Source organism: Comamonas sp. Z1 (assembly GCF_008121555.1).
In the GTDB taxonomy this organism is placed as follows: Bacteria; Pseudomonadota; Gammaproteobacteria; order Burkholderiales; family Burkholderiaceae_C; genus Comamonas; species Comamonas thiooxydans.
In genome coordinates, this window is sequence record NZ_VOQT01000011.1 from 79,417 (window position 1) to 105,495 (window position 26,079).

Genomic DNA, 26,079 nt, shown 5'->3' on the forward strand with positions numbered 1-26,079 from the left:
GGCTGATCGCAAGCCACTACCATCTGCGGCATGAATGCCGCGCCTACTGCCCCCACACCTGAACTGACCGCCTTTGCCCACGCCATCCCCAAGATGGAGTTGCACTGCCATCTGCTGGGCACGGTCAGAAAAAACACCTTCATCGAACTGGTGCAGCGCGCCAAGGCGCCGCTGACTGCCGAAGAAATCGAGGCTTTCTACACGCGCGGCGAAAAGCCCGTGGGCGTGCTGCGCGTGCTGCGCGCACTCGACGAGTGGCTGCTGCAGACGCCGGCCGATCTGGAGCGCATTACCTATGAATACCTGCAGGATGCCGCAGCCCACCATGTGCGCTATGCCGAATTCTTCTGGAACCCCACGGGCACGGTGCAATGCTCGGGCATGAGCTATGCCGCCGCCCAGCAAGCCATCCTGGCCGGCGCCGCAGCCGCGCAAAAGGATTGCGGCATACGTGGCCGCCTGGTGCCGTCCATCGACCGCGAAGCCCCGGCCGAGGCCGCCGTGCAGATGGTGCAATGGATGCTGGACAACCGCCATGAAGATGTGCCCGGCATCGGCATCGACTACCGCGAAAACGAGCGCCCGCCCGAGCTGTTCGCCGAGGCCTATGCGCTGGCGCGCCAGAACGGCCTCAAGACCACGGCCCATGCCAGCGAATTCGGCCTGCCCTGGAACAATCTGCAAACGGCCATAGAGACTCTCAAGGTGGACCGCATCGACCACGGCTACACCGTCATCGACAACTCGGATCTGGCCAAGCGCTGCGCCGATCTGGGCATTGTGTTCACCGTGGTGCCGACCAACTCCTACTATCTGCGCACGCTGGCACCCGAGCGCTGGGCGCTGGACCACCCGATCCGAAAAATGCCTTCCATGGGCATTCGCATCCACCCCAACACCGACGACCCCACGCTGCACCATGTGGACCCCACAGGGGCCTGGACCAAGATGGTCAGCGACTTTGGTTTTTCGATTGCCGACCTCAGGGACTTCATGCTCAACGGCATCGATGCGGCCTGGATAGACGAGAGCGAAAAGCGCAGCCTGCGCCAGCAGTGGAGCGCAGAGTTCGATGCATTGAGCAGCACACACCACTTCTAATCAAATATCGCTGCAGCGCTTTCCCATAAAGTGCCTTCAGCTATCAAAATCAATTCAAGCAGGCAGAACACCCGCCTCTTCTCTTAACGACCATCTGCCCTATGCCGTCAGACAAGCCCTCCAGCCTTGAAGAGATTCAGGCGTCGATTGCCAAACTCAGAGTCACCGAACAGCAGCTCGAAGCCACCGCGCAGAAGTACGAAAGCAAGATGCAGAGTTCGAGGAAATGGAACTATCTTGCTGTCGCCATGGCCGTGGTGGTCTGCGCCGTCGCATGGCTCAACCAGGCCTCGCCCTGGCTGCGCTGGGGTGTCCTGCCCGTGGTGCTTTTCATGGTGCTGTTCTTCGAAGGCATGCGTCGCCTGCTGGCCGTGACCATGCAAAGCAGCATGCGCCAGCTCAAGACCCAGATCCGCACACTGGAAACCAGGATGGCCGAAGTACAAGCCACAGTGAAAGATCAGCCATGACTGCCGCCAAACCCGTTCGCGTTCTCATGGTCTGCACCGGAAACATCTGCCGCAGTCCCACTGCCCACGGCGTGCTGGAAAAAATGGTGGCGGATGCGGGTCTTCAGCATCTGGTGCAAGTGGACTCCGCCGGCACGCACGGCTATCACGTAGGGGAGGCTCCCGATGCCCGTAGCCAGCAACATGCGCGCCGCCGGGGCTATGACCTCAGCCGACAGCGTGCACGGCAGCTGACGAAGCAGGATTTCGACGCTTTCGACCTGGTACTGGTGATGGACAGCGCCAACGAAGTCGCTGCGCGCCGCATCGCCACACCCGCCCAGCAGCAGCGCATGAAGCGGCTGACCGACTACTGCCAGCGCTTTGACGAGCGCGAAGTGCCCGATCCCTACTATGGCGGCGACAGCGGCTTCGAGCATGTGCTCGATCTGGTGGAAGATGCCTGCCGAAATCTGCTGCAAAACATCGTCCAGAATCGCCAGACCTGAATGGACCTCTCCATGGATTTGCCGAAATTCCGACTCAGCCCCAATGCCTATGCATTGGATCTGTTTGTGGCTGAAAGCGGTACCTGCTCCTGCTGTGGCCAGGCGCGTGAGCTCAAGTACAACAGCTCGTTTTACAGCCGCGAAGAGCCGGACTATCTCTGCCCCTGGTGTATTGCCGACGGCAGCGCGGCCAAGAAATATGAGGGTGAATTCAACGACTACCTGGGCATTGAAGGCGTGAGCGCCGATCCCGACGAACCTGACAGCATCGTCATGGATCACGTGCTGCTGCTGGAAGTCTGCGAACGCACGCCCAGCTATCACAGCTGGCAACAGGAGCAGTGGCTGGTGCATTGCAACCAGCCCTGTGCCTTTCTTGGCTATACCGATTACGCCGAAATCCAGACCCTGCAGGCCGAGTTGCAAGCCGATATAGCCAACATGCCGGAGCGCTATCTGCAGGCCATCAGCAAGACCGGTGATCCGGTGGGCGGCTACCTGTTTCGCTGCGTGAAGTGCGGCATGCATCGGCTGCACACCGATTGCACCTGAGGCATGAACACGGACATCATGCAGGTGGAGTTCAGCCACCATATCGACGCCAGCGAAGCTGATGCCGAAGGCTTTTACGAGTACTACTACGAGTACGACATCTACCGCTTTACGCTGAGCGGCCTGAGTCTTGTGGTGCGCAGCTATAGCGATACCAGGGAGCAAGCCAGCGTGCTGCGACTGGAAGAAGCCGGCAAGTCACGCCCGCTGCAGCCCAAGGATCTGAAAATGCCTCTTGTCCAACAGGCGCGGGAGCATCTGCAAAGCCTGGGCAAGCAGGAACTGCGCTGGTTCAACCCCAGGCACGCGCGCTACGACCCGCTTTGAGCAAGCCGCTGAAGCGCTCAGGCTACGGCGCACCCACCGCCAGTTCATGGCGGCCGCAGACACCCGGCACCGTAGCGCCCGGAAAATGCAAGCCTTCGGAAAGCGCCTGGCGCAGGGCCTGGCGCTCTTGCCGCGTGGCCCGCATCAGTCGATACATGTCCGCATGGTCGATGAGGCCGGTGGTGCGCAGTCCAGCCCCTAGTTGCCGATCGAGCCGCTGTCGCCCACCGTACGGAAGCGGTCGATCTTCATGGTGCTCACTCCTTGGCGGTTTCGAGCACGCCGCGGTTGATCTGGTCGCGTTCCATGGACTCGAACAGCGCCTTGAAATTGCCCTCGCCAAAGCCTTCGCGGTAGTTTCCCTTGCGCTCGATGAACTCGAAGAACACGGGGCCCAACAGCGGCTCGGAGAAGATCTGCAACAGCAGGCGTGGCTGGCCGCCTTCGGTGGTGCCATCCAGCAAGATGCCACGCGACTGCAACTCGCCCACGGGCTGGCCGTGGCCGGGGAGGCGCTTGGCAAGGTTCTCGTAATAGATGTCGTTGGGGGCAGTCAGCAGCGGAATGCCAGCCATCTGCAAGCTGTCGATGGCCGTGGGCAGGTCTTCGCACAGCAGCGCGATGTGCTGTATGCCCTCGCCATTGAACTTCATCAGGAATTCCTCGATCTGACCACCGCCCTGCTTGGCTTCCTCGTTCAGAGGAATGCGGATCAGGCCGTCAGGCGCAGTCATGGCCTTGGAGGTCAGGCCCGTGTACTCGCCCTGGATGTCGAAGTAGCGGATTTCCTGGAAGTTGAACAGCTTGTTGTAGAAGTCGGCCCAGTAGGCCATGCGGCCGCGGTAGACGTTGTGCGTGAGGTGATCGACGACCTGGAAACCGTGGCCCTTGGGATTGCGGTCCACACCGGGCAGAAACTCGAAGTCGATGTCGTAGATGGACTTGCCGTCTTCGTAGCGGTCGATCAGGTACAGCGGCGCACCACCGATACCCTTGATGGCGGGCAGGCGCAGTTCCATGGGGCCGGTTGGAATGTCCACGGGCTGGGCGCCCAGCTCCAGCGCGCGCTTGTAGGCCTTGTGCGCATCCTTGACACGGAAAGCCAGGCCGCAGGCACTGGGACCGTGCTCGGCCGTGAAATAGGCTGCCTGACTCCTGGGCTCGCGGTTGATGATGAAATTGATGCCGCCCTGGCGATACAGCACCACGTCCTTGGAGCGATGCTTGGCCACCAGCGTGAAGCCCAGCTTCTCGAACAGCGGCTCCAGCACGCCGTCTGCAGGCGAGGCGAACTCGACGAACTCAAAGCCGCACAGGCCCATGGGGTTTTCAAACAAATCGGTCATGAGGAGGTTTCCTGAAAAAAATGAAGTTGATGATGGCGCGATCAGGCAGTTTTATCCAGCGCCTGGACTTCGATCTCAACGCCAACGCCAAAAACCAGCTGGGCCTGCACCAGGCTGCGCACCGGGTAACGGCCTTCCTTGAAATAGCTTGCATAGACCTTGTTGAAGGCATCGAAATGAGCCAGGTCGCTGAGCCAGATATTGGCCTTCACCACATCGTCCAGCGAGCTGCCCACAGCCTCCAGCCGCGCCGCGATGGCCTTGAGCACGGCATGTGTCTGCTCTTCGATGGGGCCGGTGAGCGGGCGCTTGTCCTCGCCGAAGGGGATCTGCCCCGACAGCATCAGAAGGCCGCCTGCGCGGACTGCGGAAGAGAAGGGCATGCCGCCGGGCGCGGGATAAAAGGTTGCAGTGGAGTTCATCGAAGTGCTCTCAAGGTTCAGGGGTTACAACAGGCTGGCGCCAAGGTCTGCGCAAGCCCTCATTCACACGACTTACGCAAATCAGGTTCGGACAAGAGCTTTTCCTCAAAAAACAGTCCTGGCGCATCCTTGTTTGCGTAAGTCCTCATTCAATCAAACCGCAGTCTGCACCAGCCGGACGGGCTGGCGAAACACCATACGGTACATGGCATAGACCGCCAGCACCCACACCGGAATGGCATAGGCAGAGGCACGTACTCCGGGGGTGAGCAGCATCACGACCACCACCAGCGCCATGGCCGCCAGACAGATGTAGTTGGTCAGCGGGAACAGCGGCGCCTTGAAGCTGCGCTGCGTGCCCTTGGCATCATGCAGCTTGCGGTAGTTCAGGTGCGAAATGATGATGATGGTCCAGATGATCACCAACGCCGCCGTGATCAACGAGATCAGCAACTCGATCACGCCGGCAGGCGCCACATAGTTCAGCACCACGCAGAAGGCAGTGACGATGCCGGGGTAGACGATGGCCTTCACGGGCACACCGCGTTTGTTGACTTCAGCCAGCGACTTCGGTGCGTTGCCTTCCTGGGCCATGCCATACAGCAGACGGCTGGAGCTGTAGACCATGCTGTTGTAGACCGACAGCGTAGCGGTGAGGATCACGAAATTCAGCATATGCGCGGCCAGGTGCTCGCCCATGCCCGAGAACACCAGCACAAAGGGACTGCTGCTGTAGGTGCCGCCACCGGCCTTGAGCTGGGCCACCAGATCAGTCCAGGGCGTCAGCGACAGCAGCACGGCCATCGATCCCACATAGAACAGCAGCACGCGCACCATGAGCTGGTTGATCGCCTTGGGGATGACCTTGCGCGGCTCTTCGGTTTCTGCAGCGGCAAAGCCCAGCATTTCCACGCCGCCGAAGGCGAACATGATGAAGGCAAAGGCCATGAACAGACCCTTGAAGCCGTTCGGCAGGAAACCACCTTGCGTCCACAGGTTGCTGATCGTCTGCGTGGGGTTGTGCGTGGTGGACAGCAGGTAGATGCCCGTGGCGATCATCGCCACCACGGCCACGATCTTGATCAGCGCGAACCAGAACTCAAACTCGCCATAGGCCTTGACGTTGATGAAGTTCACGCCGTTGATAAGCACAAAGCAAACGGCGGCCGTCACCCAGACCGGGATATCGGGCCACCAGAACTGGATGAACTTGCCCACGGCAGTCAACTCCAGCATGCCCACCAGCACATAGAGGGCCACGCAGTTCCAGCCCGACAGGAAACCGGCAAAGCGCCCCACGTAGCGGTTGGCGAAATAGCTGAACGAACCGGCAGAAGGCTCCTCGACCAGCATTTCGCCCAAGAAACGCATGATGAAGAAGATCAGCAGGCCGCCGATGGTATAGCCCAGCAGCACGCCAGGGCCGGCCAGCTCGATGATGCCGGCCGAGCCCAGAAACAGCCCGGTGCCTATGGTGCCGCCCAGCGCAATCAGCTGGATATGGCGGTTCTTGAGCTTGCGCTCCAGATGCCCGTTGGAGGAAGGGGTATGCATGGTTTGTCTCCTGTTATCTATATCTACCTATGCGGATCCGAAAAACGCTTACTGCTCGGCCCGGCCGCGCCACATATCCCATGCCAGCGTGAGTCCCACGCCGATGTCGCGCAGCGGGCGCGGCGGGATGTAGTTGGCAGTGCCCTCGACGAGGAAGTCGTCGATCAGCGGGTTCTTGCGTCCCAGCGCCAGGTCGGCGATCAGCATGCCGGCAGCGGTATGGCGCACGATGCCCGAGCCGTTGCAGCAGGACGCTGCCCAGGCGTTGTCGCCAATCCGGCCAAAGGCGGGCGCATGGTTGTGCGAGACCGCCAGCCAGCCCATCCAGAAATGCTCGAGTTCGATGGCCCCGAGCTGTGGAAAGCGGCGGCGCAACAGCGCCTGGTTCATGGCCCTGGCCTTGGCGCGGCGCCCGTCAGTGGTGCGCAGGCTGGGTGAATACTCGAACCCCTGGCGGATCATCAGCCGCCGGTCGTGCGTCAGCCGTACCGTGGAACCCGCCACGCCATGCGCGGGCGTCACACCCCAGGCGACATCCGTTCCCAGCTGGGCGATCTGGGCATCGCTGAGCGGGTGAGTGAGGCTGGCGAACAGCAGAATCGGTACCTGGCGCTCCTGGTAGACGCCGAATGACTGCGAGAACGCATTGACCGCCAGAATGGCCTTGCGCGCACGGATGCTGCCCTGGGCCGTGCGGACAAAGGGAGTCGCGCCTTCGAGCTTCGCCTCGATGACCGGCGAGTTCTCGAACAGCTGCACCTGGGACGGCAGGCTGTCGGCCAGACCACGCACCAGCGCCGCGGGATTCATGAGGCGCGTGCCCGGCGTGTAGACCGCTGCCGCGTAGTAATCGGTGCCTATGCGCTGGCGCAGCGCATCACGATCCAGATATTCATGGGACTCCTGCCAGGCATCCAGATTGCGTGCATAGGGCTTGAGCGACTTCTGCGCCACCTCCTCCGTCACTGCCACGTGGTAGCGGCCGCGCTTTTGCCAGCCACAGGAGATGCTGTGCTCAGTCACTGCCCGCTCCAGTGCATCCACGGCAAAGCGGTTGACGCGGATCACGCGGCGGCCCGCCTCGACCGCGGCGTCCGATGGCGCCGAGCTGTGCTGCAGATCGATCGCGAAGCCCGAGTTGCGGCCCGAGGCGTTCTCCCCCACCACGCCCGCATCCACCACGGCGATGGAAGCATCAGGTTGCTGTTGTGCCAGCTGGCGTGCTGCCGCCAGCCCCGCATAGCCGGCGCCCACGATGACCCAGTCCACCGCCACATCGCCCTGCAGCGGCGCCTTCGGCTGGCGAGTTCCCAGCAGCGCGCTCCATCCATTGGTGCGGTCGTCGGCGGGAAGGCGGTAAACAGAGCGTGACATGGCGGTTTCCAATAAGAGCCCTCGGAAGCTGACTCGCTCTCCAAGGTCGCTGATGAACAACAATGGAGGCGGAGTCTAAAACATAAAACATTAAACGTTTAATCTTTATTTATCATGGATTACCCGAGGGTGAAATTACCCAAGCAGGCCCATCCAGCCGTCAGTGCCGGAGCGTGTAGCATCTGGTGTGGTGCGTCATCGACGCCTTATGAATCACACACGCAGCCCATGAATCAAACAGGAAGCAAAACCGCCCCCCGCCGTACCCAGGCAGAACGCAGTCAGACCACTCAGCGCAAAATCATCAAATCCGCCATACGACTGCTACAGAAGGTTGGGTTTCAGCAGACCAATCTGCAGGAAATTGCGCGTGGTGCCAAAGTCACGCTGGGGGCGGTGCAGCACCAGTTCGGCAGCCGCCAGGCGCTGATGGAGCAGGTGGTCGATGAAATCATGGCGCCGCTGGCGGCTGCGGGCGCAGGCTGGCCCGAAGATGCCGCGCAGTTGCCGCTGGAGCCGCGCGCTCGCGAATTCGTGCGCAGGGCCTGGCAAAGCGTCTATGCCCAACCCAGCTATGTGGCGACCTGGAGCATGTTTTTCGGCTGCAAGAGCACACCGCTATTCGAGCGCATCAACGCGCACCGCTCCCAGCATGACCCCGCCTCCTTCGAACACTTCGTGGAGGTTTTCCCGGAAATCGCCGAGCGCCATCCTCAGCCCAGCCACTTTGCATCTGTGGTGTTTGCTGCGCTGCGAGGCCTGGCCGTCATGCGCCTGTTCGAGATAGACGATGCAGCAGCCGAACATCAGTTGGAGGTGATCTCCCAGATGATCGTGAACGCAGGCACGATCAACCAGGCTTGAGCCGCAGGCAGCAGCGGCTTTCGCACCCTGAACAAGCCAGGCCCATATCAGAAAAATCGGCTTGAAATGCTTTCTTGACAAGCGCTTTATGCTACCAAACATGAGGTACAACCTCAGGCTGTTGACCGACGCCCCCAGTTCATCACGGCTGTACCCAGCACCGCCATGGCACCGCCGAGCACCATGGAGCCCTCAATGCTCTCGCCCAGCAGCAGGGCAGAAAGCAGAACGCCGATCACCGGCACCAGCGTGATATAGCCCGAGGCCGCACCTGCGCCCAGCGATTTGACGCCCGCGAAGTACCAGGCATAAGCCAGGGCCGTGGAGCCATAGGCCATGAAGACCATGGCAGTCCAGGCAGTGCCGCTGGCCCGAAATGCTGAAACCAGCCCCTGCGGGCCTTCCAGCACCAGGCTGGCGGCCAGAAGCAGCAAGGCGCCAAAAATGGAAGTCACGGTGGTCGCAGCCAGCGCATCCACGCCTGCCAGCATGGCGCGGCCAATCAGCGTGTAGCAAACCCAGCAGGCCACGCAGCCCAGAATCAGCATCTCGCCCACCCCTACCGTTCCGTGGAGCAATTGCATGGGATCGCCATGCGAGATGACCACCACGGCGCCGCAGGCCGCCAACAACATGCCCAGCGCAATGGTGGCGTTGATGCGCTCCTTGAAAAGCCACACCGCAAACGCCAGCGTGACCACCGGATTGAGCGTGATGAGCAGCGCAGCCTTGCCCGCAGGCAGATGCTGCAGACCCGTGAGGAAAAAACTGGCGTAGCCGAACACCCCGGTCGCGCCTGCGGCAAACATGCCCAGCCAGGTCTTGACAGACCAGTGCCTGAGAGCACCCAGCCCGCCCGAGAAATACAGCCAGGGCAGCAACAGGGTCGCAGCCAGCAAAAAGCGCAGCGCCGACGCCGCCAGAGGCGGCATATTGAGCGCCAGAATGCGGCCTGCCGGCCAGGAAGCGCCCCACATCAGGGCCATGCCCAGAAGACGCAGATGCGCGCTCATCAAAGAGCTCTTGACGGATTCGGAAGTCATGAATATGGCAATAAAAAAAGCCGCGGCCATTCGATCGCGGGCAGCGGCTCAGATCAGGGGTCTGCAGACCCAATATACCCGCAACACATTCCGGATGGATGCATGCCGCTACCGTCTGGCGCACTGTGCTATGCCTGCACAGGCCTCAGCAACGCGGCATGCTTGTGCAAGGCATCGCGCACCAGAGGCCGCAGCTGCGCAGCCTCCGAAGGCTCATTCAAAGCCGCCAGAATGCGAAGCCTCATGCGCGGCTCCCAGAACTTCTGGATATGCTGGGCCACACCGTCGAGCGCCTCGTCATGCTCTGGCATGGCCTCGAAGAACTCGGCTATGCGATTGGCCATACGGATCAGGTTGTTCACATCCATCACTGACTTCCCATCTCCAGCTGGGCTGCGGCCAGATGACCGAGCTGCTGGTCGTTGAAACGCCTGTAGCCCTGCTGCCAGCTTGAAGGCTGCGCCACAGGCAATACCTGCACGGCCGTCACCTTGTACTCGGGGCAGTTGGTGGCCCAGTCCGAACTGTCGGTGGTGATCACATTCGCGCCCGACTCGGGGAAATGGAAGGTGGTGTAGACCACGCCGGGCTGTATGCGCTCTGTCACCGTGGCGCGCAGCACCGTCTGGCCGGCGCGGCTTTCAATGCCCACCCAGTCGCCATCGCGGATGCCACGGTCCTGTGCGTCATGTGGATGAATCTCGAGCCTGTCCTCGCCATGCCACTGGCTGTTGGCCGTGCGCCGCGTCTGTGCCCCCACGTTGTACTGCGAGAGAATGCGCCCCGTGGTCAGCAGCAGCGGAAAGCGCTGGGTGACCTTTTCATCGGTGGCCACGTACTGGGTGATGATGAAGCGGCCCTTGCCACGCACAAATCTATCCTGGTGCATGATGGCCGTGCCCGCCTCTTCGGTGCCCTCGTTGCAGGGCCACTGCACGCTGCCCAGGCGCTCTATCTTCTCGTAGCTCACGCCCGCGAAAGTCGGGGTCAGGGCCGCTATCTCGGCCATGATTTCACGCGGATGGCCGTAGTTCATGGGATAGCCCAGCGCCTTGGACAAAAGCTGCGTCACCTCCCAGTCGGCATAGCCGGCCAGCGGCTGCATGAGCTGGGTCACGCGCGAGATGCGACGCTCGGCATTGGTGAAGGTGCCGTCTTTCTCCATGAAGGACGATCCGGGCAGGAACACATGGGCGTACTTGGCGGTTTCGTTGAGGAAGATATCCTGCACCACCACGCATTCCATGGCCGACAGCGCTGCCGTCACATGCTGGGTGTTCGGGTCGGACTGCACGATGTCCTCGCCCTCGCAGTACAGGCCCAAGAAGCTGCCTTCCAGCGCGGCCTCGAACATATTGGGAATGCGCAAGCCCGGCTCGGGACTGAGCTTCACGCCCCAGGCGCCTTCAAATTCGGCTCTGGTGATGCTGTCCGAGATATGGCGATAGCCCGGCAGCTCATGCGGAAAGCTACCCATGTCGCAGGAGCCCTGGACATTGTTCTGCCCGCGCAAGGGATTAACGCCCACGCCTTCGCGCCCCACATTGCCCGTGGCCATGGCCAGATTGGCAATGCCCATGACCATGGTCGATCCCTGGGCATGCTCGGTCACGCCCAGGCCGTAGTAGATGGCGGAGTTGACCTGCCTTCCCTGCGGATGATCCGCACTGCCCAATGCATACAGCCGCGCCGCACCACGCACCAGCTCGGGAGCCACGCCGGTGATGTCGGCCGTGGCCTCGGGCGAGTTCTCGGGCCTGGCAACGAACTCCTTCCATTGCGCAAAGGACTTGGCGTCGCAGCGCTCGTCAATATAGGCATCGGCCAGCCAGCCTTCGGTGACGATCACATGGGCCAGCGCCGTGATCATGGCCACATTCGTGCCGGGCCTCAGCTGCAGGTGATAGTCGGCCTTGACATGGGGCGAGTTGACGAGCTCGATCTCGCGCGGGTCGATCACGATCAGGCCGGCGCCGGCACGCCGGGAGTCGCCACGCAGCCGCTTTTTCATGCGCGAGCCGAACACCGGGTGCGCCGCCGTGGGATTGGCGCCGATCACCATGATCACATCGGAGTGCTCGACCGACTTGAAGGTCTGCGTGCCTGCCGACGTGCCATAGGTCTGGCCCAGGCCATAGCCCGTGGGTGAGTGACAGACGCGCGCACAGGTATCGACATTGTTGTTGCCGAAGGCCGCGCGGATCAGCTTCTGCACCAGATAGGTTTCCTCGTTGGTGCAGCGCGACGAGGTGATGCCGCCAATCGAGTCCCTGCCATGCTTGGCCTGGATGCGGCGGAATTCGCTGGCCGCATGGCCTATCGCCTCCTCCCAGCTCACTTCGCGCCAGGGGTCGGTGATCTTGGAGCGGATCATGGGTTGGGTGATGCGGTCCTTGTGCGTGGCATAGCCCCAGGCAAAACGCCCCTTGACGCAGGCATGGCCTTCGTTGGCCTTGCCGTCCTTCCAGGGCACCATGCGCACCACCTGCTCGCCCTTCATCTCGGCCTTGAAGCCGCAGCCCACGCCGCAGTAGGCGCAAGTCGTGATCTCGCTGTGCTCGCTCTGCCCCAGCTCGACCACGGTCTTTTCCTGCAGCGTGGCCGTGGGACAGGCCTGCACGCAGGCGCCGCAGCTCACACAGTCGCTGGCCATGAAGCCGTCGCCCTGACCTGCTGTGATGCGAGACTCGAAACCGCGTCCGCTGATCGTCAGCGCAAACGTGCCCTGCGTTTCCTCGCAGGCGCGCACGCAGCGATTGCAGACAATGCACTTGCTGGGGTCGTAGTTGAAATACGGGTTGGAGGTATCGACCTCGGCCCTGGCTTCGCCCTTGAAGTGGTTGGCGCCATCCATGCCATAGCGCACCTCGCGCAGGCCAACCACTCCGGCCATGTCCTGCAACTCGCAGTCGCCGTTGGACGAACAGGTCAGGCAATCGAGCGGGTGGTCGGAGATATAGAGCTCCATCACGCCCTTGCGCAGCTCCTGCAGCTGCGGGCTCTGGGTGCGCACCTTCATGCCCGCTTCGGCAGGCGTGGTGCAGGACGCAGGAAAGCCCTTGCGCCCCTCGATCTGCACCAGACACAGACGGCAGGAACCAAAGGGCTCCAGCGAATCAGTGGCACAGAGCTTGGGCACCTTGATGCCGCCATCGACAGCGGCGCGCATCAATGATGTACCCTTGGGCACGGTGACCTCGCGGCCGTCTATATGCAGCGTGACCCGCTCCTCGGACAGACTGGCAGGCGTTCCGCAATCGGTGTTCTTCAAATGTTCCAGCATGGCTCTCTCCTCAGGCGTGGTTCACGGTCTGCACGGGCTCGATACCGAAGTCCTGCGGATAGTGCTGCAGCGCAGAGCGCACCGGATAGGGGGTCATGCCGCCCATGGCACACAGGCTGCCGTGCTGCATGGTGTCGCACAGGCTCTCGAGCAGCGCCACATTGCCCGCATGCTCGACTCCGCCTTGACGCGTGATGCGGTCTATCACCTCCACTCCCCGCGTGGAGCCGATGCGGCAGGGCGTGCACTTGCCGCAGGACTCGATGGCGCAGAACTCCATGGCATAGCGCGCCAGCTGCGCCATATCGGCGCCGTCGTCATGCACGACCAGACCGCCATGGCCAACCACATTGCCCTTGGCGGCATAGGCTTCATAGTCCAGCGGCTCATCCCAGTCCTCGGGCGCTACATAGCTGCCCAGCGGGCCGCCCACCTGAATGGCCTTGATGGGTCGACCGCTGGCGGTGCCGCCGCCAAAGTCCTGCACCAGCTCGCGCAGCGTGAGGCCGAAAGCTTTTTCCACCAGGCCGCCTTGCGCAATATTGCCGGCCAGCTGGAACGGCAGCGTGCCGCGCGAGCGACCCATGCCATAGCCCTGATAGAAGGCCGCGCCCCTGGCCAGGATGATGGGTACGGTCGCCAGCGTGATCACATTGTTGATGACTGTGGGCTTGCCGAACAGGCCTTCGATTGCGGGCAGCGGCGGCTTGGCGCGCACAATGCCGCGCTTGCCTTCGATGCTCTCCAGCATGGCGGTCTCTTCGCCGCAGACATAGCTGCCAGCCCCCTTGCGCACCTGCAGATAAAACGCCTTGCCGCTGCCGGCCACATTGGCGCCCAGCCAGCCCGCCGCACTGGCGCGTGCAATCGCCTCGTTCAGCACCGCAATCGAGTGCGGATATTCACTGCGCACATAGATATAGCCCTGAGTCGCACCCACGGCCAGACCAGCGATCGCCATACCCTCGATCAGGCAGAACGGGTCGCCCTCCATCAGCAGACGGTCGGCGAACGTGCCCGAATCGCCTTCGTCGGCATTGCAGGCAATGTACTTCTGCGGCCCTGTTCCCGCACTTTCTGCAGCCGCAACGGTCTTCCATTTGATCCCCGCCGGAAATGCCGCCCCACCGCGACCGCGCAGGCCGGAGTCCAGCACCTGCTGGACGATGGCTTCGGGCGCCATGACCGCAGCGGCCCTGAGGCCTTGCCAGCCGCCATGGGCCTCGTAGTCCCGCAGGCTCAGCGGATCGATGATGCCCACGCGTGCAAAAGTCAGACGTTCCTGCCGTGCCAGATAAGGCATCTGCTCGGTCAGCCCATGGCATAGCGCATGGGACTGGCCCTGCAGCATGCCGACGTCCAGCAGACCCGGCACGTCAGCCGCCTGAACCGGGCCGTAGGCCACGCGGCCCTGTGCAGTCTCAATCTCGACCAGGGTCTCCAGCCACAGCAAGCCACGCGAGCCGTTGCGTACCAGCTCCACCGCCAGGCCTCGCGCCTCGCACTCGCGCTGCAGCGCCTGGGCCACCGCATCCGCGCCCACGGCCAGGGCCGCGGCATCGCGCGGCACATAGATGCGCGTGGCAGCAACCGCTTCATTTTCGATAGCTGCTTGCGCTTCATCTGCCTTGGTTTCAAGTCGTTTTCGCTGTATTTCCTCCAGCAGGGCATCGAGCCGGTCCGCAGTCATCCGCGCATGGACTTCGCTCTCGTCGACCATCACGGCCGGCGACTGGGCGCACAGCCCCAGGCAGTAAACAGGCTCCAGCGTCACGCTGCCATCGGCGCTCGTGCCATGGGCCTGGCAGCCCAGCGTCGCCTGCGCATGGGCAAACAGTGCATCGCCACCACGCGACTTGCAGGCTTCGGCCCGGCAGATCTGGATCAGCGCCCTGCCATGCGGCTGCTCGCGCAAATGCGGGTAATAGCTGACAACACCATGGACCTCGGCACGCGAAAGATTCAGGGCCTCGGCAATGACTGGCACGGCTGCACGCGGGATAAAGCCCAGCGCATTTTGCAGAGAGTGCAGCAGCTCGATCAGGGAACCGGGGCGCGATGCATGCTTGGCAATGGCGTGCTCGACGGCTTCGCGTTCATGGCCACCGAGTGCGGAACCGGCACTGGCGGCTCCGTCGAAGGTGATGGGAATGATCTTCCCTTGAATGGCTGGCATGGGTGTCCCAACTGGCTTTCATTGTGGAAGCGGCGCGGTCTGTTCCGCAGACGCTTTGTCTCTCCCGCCATTTCAAGCCCTGACCGGCAAGCCGTCAAATTCATATTCCTGATTGCACCATTCAATGCGCGAATGAGCTGGCAACCTGCGCCGATGTACTCGCAAGCCCTGATGCTCCTCCTTGCCGCACGTGCTGCTTTGAAGCAGTTTTACAGCGTCTCGCCCATGCACCGCGCTTGTCGCAAATCACGGTACTTGGCGTGATTTTTGGTAAGCTCACGCGAACCATGATTCAGCAGCCATCAGCCATGACGCCACAGGATGGCTATCACTTTTCGGACCAGATCGGCCACCTGTTGCGACGCGTCTATCAAAGGCATGCCGCGCTTTTCCAGCAGTACATTCCCGACTCTCAGCTCACGGCGGCGCAATTCGTGGTGCTGTGCTCTGTGCGTGACAACAAAGGCAGCTCACTGGCCGACATCGTCAAGGCTACGGTGATCGATCAGGCCACCATACGCGGCGTGGTGGACCGACTCAAGCAGCGTGAACTGGTTCAGGTGGAGCATGACCGCATGGACCGGCGCAAGGTCGTCATCAACCTCACCGAAGCCGGTCAGGATCTGGTGCACGACATGGAGCCCTTTGCCAAGCAGATCACCGAAAGCACATACGGCAAGCTCAATCCCGCGGAGCGTCTGGCGCTGGATTTCCTGCTCAGAAAGATGCTGGAAGGCAGCGACTCCGAATGAGCTGCCGCAGCCCCCAAAAAAGCAAAGGCCAGAAGGAGCAATCCTTCTGGCCTTTTTGCTGAGCCGGCCGCTCAGGCCGTCATCAATCCAGCGCCCGATTGCGCGACTCCACGTCCACCGCCCAGATCGACAGCGCACCACCGACCAGCATCGCCGACAGTACGGCCAGGGCCATGGTGAAGTGGGTGGCCATGATGGGCGCAATGATGGCCGGGGCGAACAGGCCGCCGAAGCGCGCCACAGCACCTGCCATACCCATGCCGCTGGCGCGCAGGTCGGTCGGGTAGACCTCGGGCGTGAAGGCATACAACGCGCCCCAGGTGCCCAGCAGCGAGAAGCTCATCAGCAGCGTCGATCCGATCACCACGAAGGGTGAGGAGCCCAGGCTATAGAGCATGCAGCCCACGGCGCTGAGCAGCAGAAATCCGATCAGCGTAGGCTTGCGGCCCCAGCGTTCCACGCCATAAGCCGACAGCGCAAATCCGGGCAGCTGCACCAGCGCTAGCACCACCAGGAAGACCTGGCCACGCATGAAGGCAAAGCCTTCGCTGCTGAGCTTGACGGGCAGGTAGACAAAGACGCCGTAGTAGGCGATGGAGATCAGCGCCCAAGCCAGGAACAGCGAGAAGCTGCGACGGCGCAGATCTTGCGAGAACAGGGCGAAGAGAGACTTGCGCTCCTGCTTTTCAGGCTGCAGGGCCGGGATGTCGACCGTGTTTCCGTTGACCTTGGCCACCCGTTGCAGCACCTTGCGCGCCTCTTCGGACTTGCCGTTGCGATTCAGGTACATGGGCGATTCGGGGATGTAGAAGCGCAGCACCACGCCGATCAGCGCCGGCAGTCCGGTCACGAAAAAGATCACGCGCCAAGCATCCTCGCCCCAATATACGGCCACCAGCGCCAGGATGGCCAGGAAGATGGTGCCCACGGCCCAGAACGACTCCAGCAGCACCAGCCAGCGGCCACGGCGGTCGCTGGGCAGGAACTCGGCCATCATGGTGTAGTCCACGGGCAGCGTGCCGCCCACGCCTATGCCTGTGATGAAGCGAAGCACCAGCAGCCAGGCGAACTCGGGCGCAAAGGCCGAAGCCACTCCCGCAAGGGCGTCGATCACCACGGCCATCATCAGCACCGGGCGGCGGCCTATGCGGTCTGCCAGTCTGCCGAAGACGAAGGCACCGATCAGCATGCCGATGAAGAAGAAGGTGCCGGTCTGCAGCGCCTCGGGCACAGTCTTGCCGAAAGTCTTGGCAATGGACGGCGCACTGAAACCAATGGACAGCACCTGCATGGCGTCCGCCAGCCAGACCAGGCCAAAGATCACGAACAGCCGGTACTGAAACTTGCCCACACCCGCAGTCTGGATGCCTTTTTCCACTGAAATATATGTAGATGACATGCAGGGACTCCTTTTTTAGTCATCGCAATTGTTGAATCTGTCTTCTCGCAAGCACCGCCATTCGGCCTCGGCCTATTCGTGCAGCGCTTTCCACCCATCACACATCCAGAGCGACCCCCTCCCTCGGCGCCATTTCCATGGACCGATGAAAAAGATTCCAGATGTCGGTATCTGCATCCAGGCGATGGGTACATTCCGTACGGTCGGCATAGCGATAGCCCGTCCGTGGCTGTCCATCCCCTGTCCCCAGCATCAGATGTCCGGACCCGGCCCCTGGAGAGACTCCAGGGCAAGAGATCCATATCCGCGGCATCGCCCATGCCGCCGCCCGCTGCAGCCCCTAGGGCGCATGCGCCTGCACCTGCGCTCGCAGCCGCTTAATCGTCTTCGTATCGTCTGGCCAAGCTTTTTCCTCCGGTGCAAATCGTTGACGCAAATATCCGATCAGGTCCGCAATCTGCCTGTCGTCCAGGCTGTCCCTGAAGCCGGGCATATAGCCCAGCGCATCGTCGGCGGGTGTCTGGATACCGTTCAGGACGACCTGGAGCAGGTTGTCCGGGCTTGCGGCATGCAGGTTGGTATTCAGGGCTAGCAGAGGCTTGACGCCGAACAGTGTGGGCCCGCTGCCCGCCTCATGGCAGACCGCGCAGGCGTTCTGGTAGATGCGCTCGCCGTTGACCTGGCGCTCCATCGCCGGGGCCGGCGTGGCCACGGGGGCGGCCACAGTTGTAGTCAGAGGAGCGACGGGCGCAGCCTGGGACGGTGCGGTCTGCGCATCCTGTGCAGCCTGGCCCGGCAGTTCCATCAGATACGTGGCCATGGCGCGCACATCGGCTTCAGGCAACTGGGCCAAGCCGTGGATGACGGGCGCCATGGGCCCCGCCGCCACGCCATGGCGGGCCGAGAAGCCCGTGCGCAGGTACTGGTACAGCTCCTCGCGACTCCAGGGCAGCTTGCCGCCGGCCAGCTGGTTGAGCGCAGGGGCGCTCCAGCCTTCGGCCTCGCCGCCGCCCAGATAGCGGATGCCGCTCTTTTCGGCCCCCAGCGCATTGCGCGGCGAGTGGCAGGCCGCGCAATGGCCCGCGCCCTCGACCAGATAGGCCCCCCGGTTCCATTCGGCGCTGCGCGCGGGGTCGGCCTTGAAGGGCGTGGCGTCGTGGAACAGCAGATTCCAGCCGGCCATGGCCGGGCGCAGGTTGTAGGGAAAGGCCAGTTGCGTCTCGGAGGCCTTGGCCTTCACGGCGGGCTGGGACATCAGATAGCCATATAGGGCCTGCAGGTCACCATCGCTGAGCTTGGCGAAGGCCGTGTACGGGAATGCCGGATACAGCTGACGTCCATCCTGGTGGATGCCGTGGCGCATCGCGCGCTCGAAGGCTGCATAAGACCAGCGGCCGATGCCTGTTTCGTTGTCGGGCGTGATGTTGGTGGAGTAAATGGTGCCGAACGGCGTCTCCAGCCCCAAGCCTCCCGCATTGGAGGCACCACCCGGCGCCGTATGGCAGACCACACAGTCGCCCGCGGCAGCCACCAGGCGGCCGCGCTCCAGGGCCTGGGGCGAATAAAGAGAGACGTCGGGCCCGTCGGTCAGCGGCAGAGCCGGTTTCAGCGGCCAGCCCATGGCAGCCATGCCGACAAGGCCCGCAGCACCTGCAGCCAGCCAGCCCCAGCCACGACCGGACTTTGCAATGGATGATTTGCCCGCGCCCTCGCCGGCCAGCGCCAGGCGCAGTTGTTCGGGCCGAAAGGGCACTTCGCGCAGGCGCACGCCCGTTGCATGGTGGATGGCGTTGGCAATGGCGGCGGCGGCGGGCAGCGTGGCCACCCCGTCCAGCGCCAGACCACCCTGACGGATGGGTCCGACATCGCCGCGCGCATGCTCCGCCAGATCGGAACCAGGTTTGGCGATCACATCGAAACCAGTAGCGGAAGCGACGGAACCAGTCCAGTCGTCGAAGGCGGGAGCCGTGCTCAGCAACCGGCGCGCATCGGCCAGCAACTGCGGGTCCTGCTGCACGATTTCGGGTCGCGTACTGGCCGCCTGGGCCGCTTGTAGACTGCGACTGTCATGGCCGGCCACCACTCGGGTCACCTCAATCTCGCCGGTGAGCGGATGCACGGCCACCTCGGCCACCCAGGCGCTCCATGCATGCAGGTCGGCGCCCTGAGCATCCAGAGTCTGCAGCTGGGCAGTGGCAAAGCCTCGACCCAGCAGGCGGCCATCGGTGTCTTGCGGAATGTCGTCTTGCGGTGATACCTGCGCACGCTCGGCCACCTGCTGCGCGAGATCGCGCACCGGGCCTTCGGGCAAATGCTGCAGGCGCCACTGCAGTGGGTCATGCCCCAGACCCAGGGCCTGCTCATGCCAATGGCTTTCATGGGCAAAGACTTGGGCGGCATTCAGATCGTCGACACCGGCATGCCGCAGACTGGCGACCACCTTGCGCTCGCGCACTTCGCCGGCATCGAGCACGGTGGCCAGAGCGACGGCTCGCGTCAAACCGGGCTGGCTCAGCAGGCGCGCCATGCTGGGGCGCACGGCCCAGGGGGAGTCGGACAGCAGCAGGTCGGGCTGCGGCGATGCATTGCCTTCATGGGCCTGCACCATCGTGCCGGCTTCAAGCGCCTGCGAAGCCTGCGCATCCACGCGCAGCACCAGCTCGCGGCTACCGCCTGTACCCGCGGCCCCTGCCTCGCAGGCCACGCTGACGGGCCGGCCCACGGCATGGGACAGCAGGGCCGCATCGGCGGCTGCATCCATGAGGTCCAGCGGATGCACGCTGCCAGGGCCCATGGCAGGCATGCTGAACAGCCTCAGCGCGGATTCTGGGCATTGCAGCAGCGTGGTCAGTTCACGGCCGATCATCTGGCGTACGTCGGCTTCACACGGCGGCAGCCAGAGGCTGATATGACCGTCCAGGCTCCACGCGGCCACGCGTGCCGTGCCGGAACCAGCGCTCACATCGGCCATGCGCCAGACGTAGCGACCGGTATCGATCGACTCGTGCGATTCCTGCGATCTGGAGGCGTGAGAGACGGGGCGAGCCGACAAGGCCGCCTGCCCGTCCTTCCATACAGGCACCAGGCTGGCAAGCGCCTGCCGCGCATGGACGAGCGCCACGGCAACCACGCCCAGAAAATGCTCGCGCTGCACGGCGGCCACCACGCCGGTCATGGCCTGCGCCTGGTCCAGCCACGCATGGGCGGGCACGCTGCCTTGGTAGCGCAGCCCGTCCCAGGCCGCGACAGGTGGGCGCAGCGCCAGGCCATGCAGCAGGTCGGAAGGCAGGGCGGGGGGGGTGTTGGCCGTGTTCATGGCTGGACCCCGCCCGCACTTGAAGATGGAACGCAGGAGGGCGCCTGCAGCGCGGCCCGTTCCGCACGCAGCTGCACGGCGCGCAGGGCCGCCTGCATGATTTCCACATGCGTGCCGCAGCGGCACAGGTTGTGGTGCAGCTCGTTGCGCAGCTCCTGCTCGGTGGGGTTCGGGTTGCGACGCAACAAGGCCTCCACCGTCATGATCATGCCATTGAGACAGTAGCCACACTGGGCGGCCTGACAGTCAATGAAGGCCTGCTGCGTGGTGCCCGGACACTGGCGCGATCCCAGGCCTTCCAGCGTGGTCACTTCTCGGCCCACTGCCGCCTTCACGGGAATCACGCAGGAACGCGCGGCCACACCGTCGATCAGCACCGTGCAGGCGCCGCACTCACCCAGGCCGCAGCCGTATTTGGGCCCGTTCAGCTCCAGGTCATTGCGCAGCACATGCAGCAGCGCCGTCCCTGGCGCGGCCGGCACCTCGCATGCGCGTGCATTGACCTGCAGGAGGATGAGGTGAGAGGGACTGCTTGAATGAACTGGGATTCCCATGGGACGAGGCTCTTGCAACTGCGGTTCAGGATGTCGGCGTTCTGCTGCCAGACGGGAGAGGGATATCTACCCCCTGTCCGGCAGGGCAGCGAGTATCAGGCAGCGGCCTTGACCCTGGGTTCGACCAGGGGCACGTTGAACACGTCGTAGCCGAAGCACCAGGACGGATCTTCGTTGGTGCGCAGCCAGGTGTTGTCGTGCGAGATGCGCTGCACCTTGCTGGCGCGCTCGGCACGGTTGGCCTCATACAGCGCGAAGGCCAGCTCATGGTTGTGCGCACCGACTTCCTTGAGGCAGCGCGCCAGCATGGCGCCGTCCTCGATGGCCATGGCCGCGCCCTGGGCCATGTGGGGCTTCATGGGATGGCAGGCATCACCCAGCAGCACCAGACGACCACGGCTCCACAGCGGCAGCGGGTCGCGCTCCAGCAGCGACCATTTGGTCACTTCCACGGTGGCGTCGATCAGCGCCTGCACCGTAGGGTGCCAGCCCGAGAAGGCCTCGCGCATCTCTTCCTTGCTGCTGGGCAGCCAGCGGTCGTCGAGGTCCCACTTTTCGACCGGAACGCCGGTCACGTAGTACAGCTCGTCGGCCTTGCCGGTGACGAAGTAGGTCATCATGTGGCGGTCATCGCTCCACCACTTCACGCAGGCATCGAAGGGCAGCATGCCGGCCTTGACTTCGGGCGTGGGGAATACGGCGCGATGGGCCAGGTAGCCGGCGTACTTGGGCAGCTCGGGGCCCAGCAGCTCTTCGCGGATGCGGGAGTTCACGCCATCGGCACCGATGACGATGTCGGCCTCTTCGGTCGAGCCATCCGCGAAGTGCATGAGCACCACATTGCCCCGATCCTCCACCTTGGTCAGGAACTTGCCATAGGCCATCACGCTGTCGGGCAAGGCCTCGATCAGCAGCGCATGAAAGTCGCCGCGGTGCACGGTGAGGTAGCTGGCGCCGTATTCCTTGACGGCGTAGTCGCCCAGCGGGATCTGGGCCAGCACGTCGCCCGTCTGCCAGTGGCGGCTGTACCAGTAGTCTGGGTGGGAGCCCTGCTCGTTGAGCGCGTCCTCAATGCCGATGCGACGCAGGATCTTCATCACATTGGGACCGACGTGGATGCCGGCTCCCAGACGAGAGAAGCTGGGCGCCTGCTCATAGACGCGGACATTGAAGCCTTCCTGGAGCAGCAGCTTGGCAGCAGCGGCCCCGCCGAGACCGGCACCGACAACGGCGATTCGAGGGGATTGGGACACAGTTTTTCTCCTTGCAGGAATGTTGAAAGCCAGACGGGGCAACCGTTGCTTCGGCGCGTCCATAAATGCTTGAGAGCAGGAAGCGTGCCAGGCAACAAAACATTTAATTCAGGTGTATGCGCTTAAATTTCCAAAATCACGCATGCACCATGGAGCGGCAGAATAAATTGGAATTCAACATTTTTGGTGCAAATTTCGCACCAAATAAGTACAAACACCGAGAAAAATCTCATTTGCAAGTCGGCATATCTTTTGCAAGAATAAAGCGTACACACTTATTTGATTCTGATCAGAAACCCTCAAAACTCTGCAAAGGCAAGTCATGACCCAAACGTTCCGCATCGGCCAGATCGTCCCCAGCTCCAACACCACCATGGAGACCGAAGTGCCGGCCATGCTGCAGGCCCATTCCACGCTGCGCCCCCAGGACCGCTTCACCTTCCACTCCAGCCGCATGCGCATGAAGAAAGTGGTGAAGGAAGAACTGGCCGCCATGGATGCCGAAAGCGACCGCTGCGCACTGGAGCTGAGCGATGCGCGCGTGGACGTTCTGGGTTATGCCTGCCTCGTGGCCATCATGGCCATGGGCCACGGCTACCACCGCGTCTCGCAGGCCCGACTGACCGAGCGCACGGCCAGCAACGGCGCCACCGCGCCCGTAATAACCAGCGCGGGTGCGCTGGTGGAGGCGCTGAAGGTCATGGGCGCCAAGAAGATCGCCCTGGTCGCCCCCTACATGGTCCCCCTGACCGAGCTGGTCAAGAACTACATCGCCGCCGAAGGCTTCGAGGTGGTGGACTGGCGTGCGCTGGAAATCCCCGACAACCTCGACGTGGGCCGCCACGACCCCTCCAAACTACCCGGCATCGTGGCGGACATGAACTACGCCGACGCCGACGTGATCGTGCTGTCGGCCTGCGTGCAAATGCCCTCGCTGCCGGCCGTGGCCCAGGTCGAGGCCGAAACCGGCAAACCCGTGCTGACCGCCTCCATCGCCACCACCTACGCCATCCTCAAGGAGCTAGGCCTCGACCCCGTGGTACCGGGCGCAGGTGCGCTGCTGTCGGGTGCTTACCCCTACGACACGGCGGCCAAGGCCTAAGGAGAAACCGCATGACCAGCACGCTTCTCTACGGCGGCAACGTCCACTCCAACGGCATACGCCAGCACTATCTGCGCTACGGCGGCGCCGACGGCGAGCGCGCGCAACGCGACGCCGTCATCCTGATCCCCGGCATCACCAGCCCGGCCGTGACATGGGGCTTCGTGGCCGAGCACCTGGGCCGCCAGTTCGACACCTATGTGCTGGACGTGCGCGGCCGTGGCTTGTCCTCATCCGGCCCGGGCCTGGACTATGGACTCGATGCCCAGGCCGCCGACGTGACCGCCTTCGCCCAGGCTCTGGGACTGCCGCGCTGGGCGTTGGTCGGCCACTCCATGGGCGGACGTATTGCCGTGCGCGCCGCGCGCAGCCAGCCGACCGGGCTCACGCGCCTGGTCATCGTCGATCCGCCGGTGTCCGGCCCGGGCCGCCGCGCCTACCCGGCCACCCTGCCCTGGTATGTGGACTCCATCCGCCAGGCCACGTTGGGCATGGACGCCGAAGCCATGCGCGCCTTCTGCCCCACCTGGACAGAAGAGCAGCGCCAGTTGCGTGCCCAATGGCTGCACACCTGCCATGAGCCTGCCATCGTGCAGAGCTTCGAGGACTTCGGCCGCGACGACATCCATGCCGATCTGCCTCGCATCCTGCACCCGCTGCTGCTGGTCACGGCCGAGCGCGGCGACGTGGTACGCGGTGAGGACGTGACTGAGTGGCAGGGCCTGGCACCCCAGACCGAGCATGTGCGCGTACCCGCTGCCGGCCACATGATTCCCTGGGACAACGAGGCCGGGTTCTATGAGGCCCTGGGCGATTTCCTGGGTGCACGGGTGGACTGAATGCCCGCCCGCCGCCCCTTCCCTTTCATCGCGACACCAAGGAGCCGACCATGTCCGTCAGCGATATCGATCTGATCCACGCCTGGAAGCAGGTGCTCACGCTGTCCCGTCTCGAAGCCGGCCAGACCGTCACCGTGCTCACGGGCGCCGACACGCACCCGCAGACGCTGCGCTGCGCCATCGCTGCCTCCAGCGAAATGGGCGCACGCGTCAATCGCCTGGACTTGCCGCCCGTCAACGCCGAAAAGTCGCTGAGCCGCGACTCCCTGGCCTACCTGGGCACGACTCCGCTGACCGGCAACCCCGCCGCCATCGCCGCACTCAAGGCCAGCGACCTGGTGCTGGACCTGATGACCCTGCTGTTCTCACCCGAGCAGCACGAGATCCTGCAGACCGGCACCAAGATCCTGCTGGCTGTGGAGCCGCCCGAGGTGCTGTGCCGCATGGTGCCCACCGAGGGCGACCGCGCGCGCGTGCAGGCCGCGTCCAAGCGCATCGAGGCGGCCGGGCAGATGCACATTAGCTCAGCTGCGGGCACCGACCTGCGCTGCCGCCTGGGCAGCTTCCCCGCCATCTGCGAATACGGCTTCGTGGATCAGCCCGGCCGCTGGGACCATTGGCCCAGCGGTTTCGTGCTGACCTGGCCCGACGAGGGCGAAAGCAACGGCCGTGTGATCCTGGACCGGGGCGACATCCTTCTGCCCATGAAGGACTACGTGACCGAGCCCATCGAGTTGGTCATCGAAAAGGGCTATGTCACGCGCATCGGCGGCGGCCTTCAGGCGGACATCCTCAAGGAGTACATGGCCTCCTACGAGGACCCCGAGGCCTATGCCGTCTCGCACATCGGCTGGGGCCTGCAGCCACGCGCCCACTGGTCCATGCTGGCCCACTACAACAAGGAAACCCACATCGGCATGGACGCGCGTGCCTTCGAGGGCAACTTCCTGTGGTCCATGGGCCCCAACAACGAGGCAGGGGGTAGTCGTACTACGGCCTGCCACATCGACATTCCCATGCGCCATTGCACGGTGACCCTGGACGGCATGCCCACAGTCATTCACGGCGTGGTGCAGGACGAGGAAGGACTGGCGCGCGCCGCCAAAAGGTTCAAGCTTGGAAAGGACATCGCATGACAGCCACCACCTTGCCGACCACCGGCACCCAGAGCATCCCCACCGAGGGCGTGCAGGGCGACATCTCTGCCTACGCCCGCCAGGGCTTCGGCACGCCGCTGCCGCTGAAGGCGCCCTTCGGCCTACTCATCATCGACTTCGTCAACGGCTTTGCCGACCCGACCGTATTCGGCGGGGGCAACATCCCCGAAGCCATCGCCCAGACGCAGCAGCTGCTGACCCATGCGCGCGATCGCGGCTGGCCCGTGGCCCACAGCCGCATCGTGTTCTCGGACGACGATGCCGACCACAACATCTTCTGCCTGAAGGTGCCGGGCATGCTGACACTCAAGGAAGACAGCCATGAGAGCGCCATCGTCCCCGAGCTAGCCCCCGCAACGGGCGAGTACGTGGTGCGCAAGAGCACGCCATCGGCCTTCTTCGGCACCATGCTCGCGCCCTGGCTGGCCCAGCGCGGCGTGCAGACCCTGGTGGTGGCTGGCTGCGTGACCAGCGGCTGCGTGCGAGCCAGCGTGGTCGATGCCATGCAGTCGGGCTTTCGCCCGCTGGTGGTGACCGACTGCTGCGGCGACCGCGCCCAGGGCCCGCACGAGGCCAACCTGTTCGACATGGCCCAGAAGTACGCGGCGGTGATGCCGCTGAGTCAAGCCATCGCCGATACCGACGCTCTCGCCGCAGGCTGATCCCACCGCGCCAACGTGCCTATGGTGCCGGCCCTGCACAGCAGG

General features: G+C 63.5%; 24 protein-coding genes. 11 read left to right on the top strand and 13 right to left on the bottom strand.

From position 1 onward, the window contains the following. Positions 1 to 30: 30 nt before the first annotated feature. The 5 genes from FSY45_RS18460 to FSY45_RS18480 all read left to right on the top strand — a co-directional run bounded on the left by FSY45_RS18460 (position 31) and on the right by FSY45_RS18480 (position 2,938). A complete protein-coding gene (locus tag FSY45_RS18460; RefSeq protein ID WP_003065888.1) occupies positions 31 to 1,101 on the top strand; it encodes an adenosine deaminase in 1,071 nt (356 codons plus the stop codon). A 101-nt stretch (positions 1,102 to 1,202) separates the two neighbouring features. Then, on the top strand, positions 1,203 to 1,571 hold the full coding sequence (locus FSY45_RS18465) for a hypothetical protein (RefSeq protein ID WP_148748151.1): 369 nt from the start codon (positions 1,203 to 1,205) through the stop codon (positions 1,569 to 1,571). After that, complete coding sequence (locus FSY45_RS18470) at positions 1,568 to 2,059, top strand: low molecular weight protein-tyrosine-phosphatase (protein ID WP_081034031.1); 492 nt, start codon at positions 1,568 to 1,570, stop codon at positions 2,057 to 2,059. Before FSY45_RS18465 ends, FSY45_RS18470 begins: the two co-directional genes overlap by 4 nt. A 12-nt stretch (positions 2,060 to 2,071) precedes the next feature. Further along, on the top strand, positions 2,072 to 2,611 hold the full coding sequence (locus FSY45_RS18475) for a CbrC family protein (protein ID WP_057094788.1): 540 nt from the start codon (positions 2,072 to 2,074) through the stop codon (positions 2,609 to 2,611). A gap of 3 nt (positions 2,612 to 2,614) precedes the next feature. Then, on the top strand, positions 2,615 to 2,938 hold the full coding sequence (locus FSY45_RS18480) for a hypothetical protein (protein WP_148748152.1): 324 nt from the start codon (positions 2,615 to 2,617) through the stop codon (positions 2,936 to 2,938). Positions 2,939 to 2,960: 22 nt separating this feature from the next. Here FSY45_RS18480 and FSY45_RS28280 read toward each other — a convergent pair whose 3' ends face one another. The 5 genes from FSY45_RS28280 to FSY45_RS18500 form a co-directional block, all read right to left on the bottom strand. Next, complete coding sequence (locus tag FSY45_RS28280) at positions 2,961 to 3,095, bottom strand: hypothetical protein (RefSeq protein WP_003065878.1); 135 nt, start codon at positions 3,093 to 3,095, stop codon at positions 2,961 to 2,963. A 100-nt stretch (positions 3,096 to 3,195) separates the two neighbouring features. Next, positions 3,196 to 4,284: a 4-hydroxyphenylpyruvate dioxygenase gene (gene hppD / locus FSY45_RS18485; RefSeq protein WP_003065874.1), complete on the bottom strand. Its 1,089-nt coding sequence runs from the start codon at positions 4,282 to 4,284 to the stop codon at positions 3,196 to 3,198. 41 nt (positions 4,285 to 4,325) lie between these two features. Continuing rightward, the gene (locus tag FSY45_RS18490) at positions 4,326 to 4,706 is read right to left on the bottom strand and encodes a RidA family protein (protein WP_003065871.1); all 381 of its coding nucleotides are present in this window, start codon (positions 4,704 to 4,706) and stop codon (positions 4,326 to 4,328) included. A gap of 153 nt (positions 4,707 to 4,859) precedes the next feature. Then, entirely contained in the window at positions 4,860 to 6,260 is a 1,401-nt protein-coding gene (locus FSY45_RS18495; RefSeq protein ID WP_003065869.1) for an amino acid permease, read from the bottom strand. Between the two features lie 48 nt (positions 6,261 to 6,308). Next, entirely contained in the window at positions 6,309 to 7,634 is a 1,326-nt protein-coding gene (locus FSY45_RS18500; protein ID WP_148748153.1) for an FAD-binding oxidoreductase, read from the bottom strand. Positions 7,635 to 7,862: 228 nt separating this feature from the next. On the opposite strand from FSY45_RS18500, the gene FSY45_RS18505 reads away from it, so the two are divergent. Next, positions 7,863 to 8,498 (top strand): TetR/AcrR family transcriptional regulator, encoded by a 636-nt coding sequence (locus FSY45_RS18505; RefSeq protein WP_003065865.1) that lies wholly within the window; start codon positions 7,863 to 7,865, stop codon positions 8,496 to 8,498. Between the two features lie 113 nt (positions 8,499 to 8,611). Here the strand turns inward: FSY45_RS18505 and FSY45_RS18510 are convergent, their stop codons facing one another. From FSY45_RS18510 to FSY45_RS18525, 4 genes are all read right to left on the bottom strand, one after another. Next, positions 8,612 to 9,511 (bottom strand): DMT family transporter, encoded by a 900-nt coding sequence (locus FSY45_RS18510; protein ID WP_050788968.1) that lies wholly within the window; start codon positions 9,509 to 9,511, stop codon positions 8,612 to 8,614. A gap of 158 nt (positions 9,512 to 9,669) precedes the next feature. Further along, a complete protein-coding gene (locus FSY45_RS18515; protein WP_034377791.1) occupies positions 9,670 to 9,909 on the bottom strand; it encodes a formate dehydrogenase subunit delta in 240 nt (79 codons plus the stop codon). Continuing rightward, entirely contained in the window at positions 9,909 to 12,824 is a 2,916-nt protein-coding gene (gene fdhF, locus FSY45_RS18520; RefSeq protein ID WP_148748154.1) for a formate dehydrogenase subunit alpha, read from the bottom strand. The genes FSY45_RS18515 and fdhF overlap by 1 nt, the downstream gene beginning before the upstream one ends. Positions 12,825 to 12,834: 10 nt before the next feature. Further along, the gene (locus FSY45_RS18525) at positions 12,835 to 15,000 is read right to left on the bottom strand and encodes a formate dehydrogenase subunit gamma (protein WP_148748155.1); all 2,166 of its coding nucleotides are present in this window, start codon (positions 14,998 to 15,000) and stop codon (positions 12,835 to 12,837) included. A gap of 308 nt (positions 15,001 to 15,308) precedes the next feature. On the opposite strand from FSY45_RS18525, the gene FSY45_RS18530 reads away from it, so the two are divergent. Beyond that, positions 15,309 to 15,752: a MarR family winged helix-turn-helix transcriptional regulator gene (locus FSY45_RS18530; RefSeq protein ID WP_003052004.1), complete on the top strand. Its 444-nt coding sequence runs from the start codon at positions 15,309 to 15,311 to the stop codon at positions 15,750 to 15,752. Between the two features lie 82 nt (positions 15,753 to 15,834). Here FSY45_RS18530 and FSY45_RS18535 read toward each other — a convergent pair whose 3' ends face one another. The 4 genes from FSY45_RS18535 to FSY45_RS18550 form a co-directional block, all read right to left on the bottom strand. Continuing rightward, positions 15,835 to 17,151: an MFS transporter gene (locus tag FSY45_RS18535; protein ID WP_148748156.1), complete on the bottom strand. Its 1,317-nt coding sequence runs from the start codon at positions 17,149 to 17,151 to the stop codon at positions 15,835 to 15,837. Positions 17,152 to 17,491: 340 nt separating this feature from the next. Beyond that, the gene (locus FSY45_RS18540) at positions 17,492 to 20,467 is read right to left on the bottom strand and encodes a cytochrome c (protein WP_003065850.1); all 2,976 of its coding nucleotides are present in this window, start codon (positions 20,465 to 20,467) and stop codon (positions 17,492 to 17,494) included. Beyond that, positions 20,464 to 21,021: a (2Fe-2S)-binding protein gene (locus FSY45_RS18545; RefSeq protein ID WP_148748157.1), complete on the bottom strand. Its 558-nt coding sequence runs from the start codon at positions 21,019 to 21,021 to the stop codon at positions 20,464 to 20,466. Before FSY45_RS18545 ends, FSY45_RS18540 begins: the two co-directional genes overlap by 4 nt. Before the next feature lie 95 nt (positions 21,022 to 21,116). Further along, positions 21,117 to 22,274: an FAD-dependent monooxygenase gene (locus tag FSY45_RS18550; RefSeq protein WP_003065846.1), complete on the bottom strand. Its 1,158-nt coding sequence runs from the start codon at positions 22,272 to 22,274 to the stop codon at positions 21,117 to 21,119. A gap of 322 nt (positions 22,275 to 22,596) precedes the next feature. Between FSY45_RS18550 and FSY45_RS18555 the strand changes: the two genes are divergently transcribed. Genes FSY45_RS18555 through FSY45_RS18570 form a run of 4 tightly spaced genes read left to right on the top strand, consistent with a single transcriptional unit; the run spans position 22,597 to position 26,034 of the window. Continuing rightward, positions 22,597 to 23,376: an Asp/Glu racemase gene (locus FSY45_RS18555; RefSeq protein WP_003065844.1), complete on the top strand. Its 780-nt coding sequence runs from the start codon at positions 22,597 to 22,599 to the stop codon at positions 23,374 to 23,376. A gap of 11 nt (positions 23,377 to 23,387) precedes the next feature. Further along, positions 23,388 to 24,215, top strand: coding sequence for an alpha/beta fold hydrolase (locus FSY45_RS18560; RefSeq protein ID WP_003065841.1), 828 nt, complete (start codon positions 23,388 to 23,390; stop codon positions 24,213 to 24,215). Positions 24,216 to 24,265: 50 nt separating this feature from the next. Continuing rightward, entirely contained in the window at positions 24,266 to 25,351 is a 1,086-nt protein-coding gene (locus FSY45_RS18565; protein WP_148748158.1) for a 2,5-dihydroxypyridine 5,6-dioxygenase, read from the top strand. After that, a complete protein-coding gene (locus FSY45_RS18570; RefSeq protein WP_003065837.1) occupies positions 25,348 to 26,034 on the top strand; it encodes an N-carbamoylsarcosine amidohydrolase in 687 nt (228 codons plus the stop codon). The genes FSY45_RS18565 and FSY45_RS18570 overlap by 4 nt, the downstream gene beginning before the upstream one ends. The last annotated feature ends 45 nt before the right edge of the window (positions 26,035 to 26,079 follow it).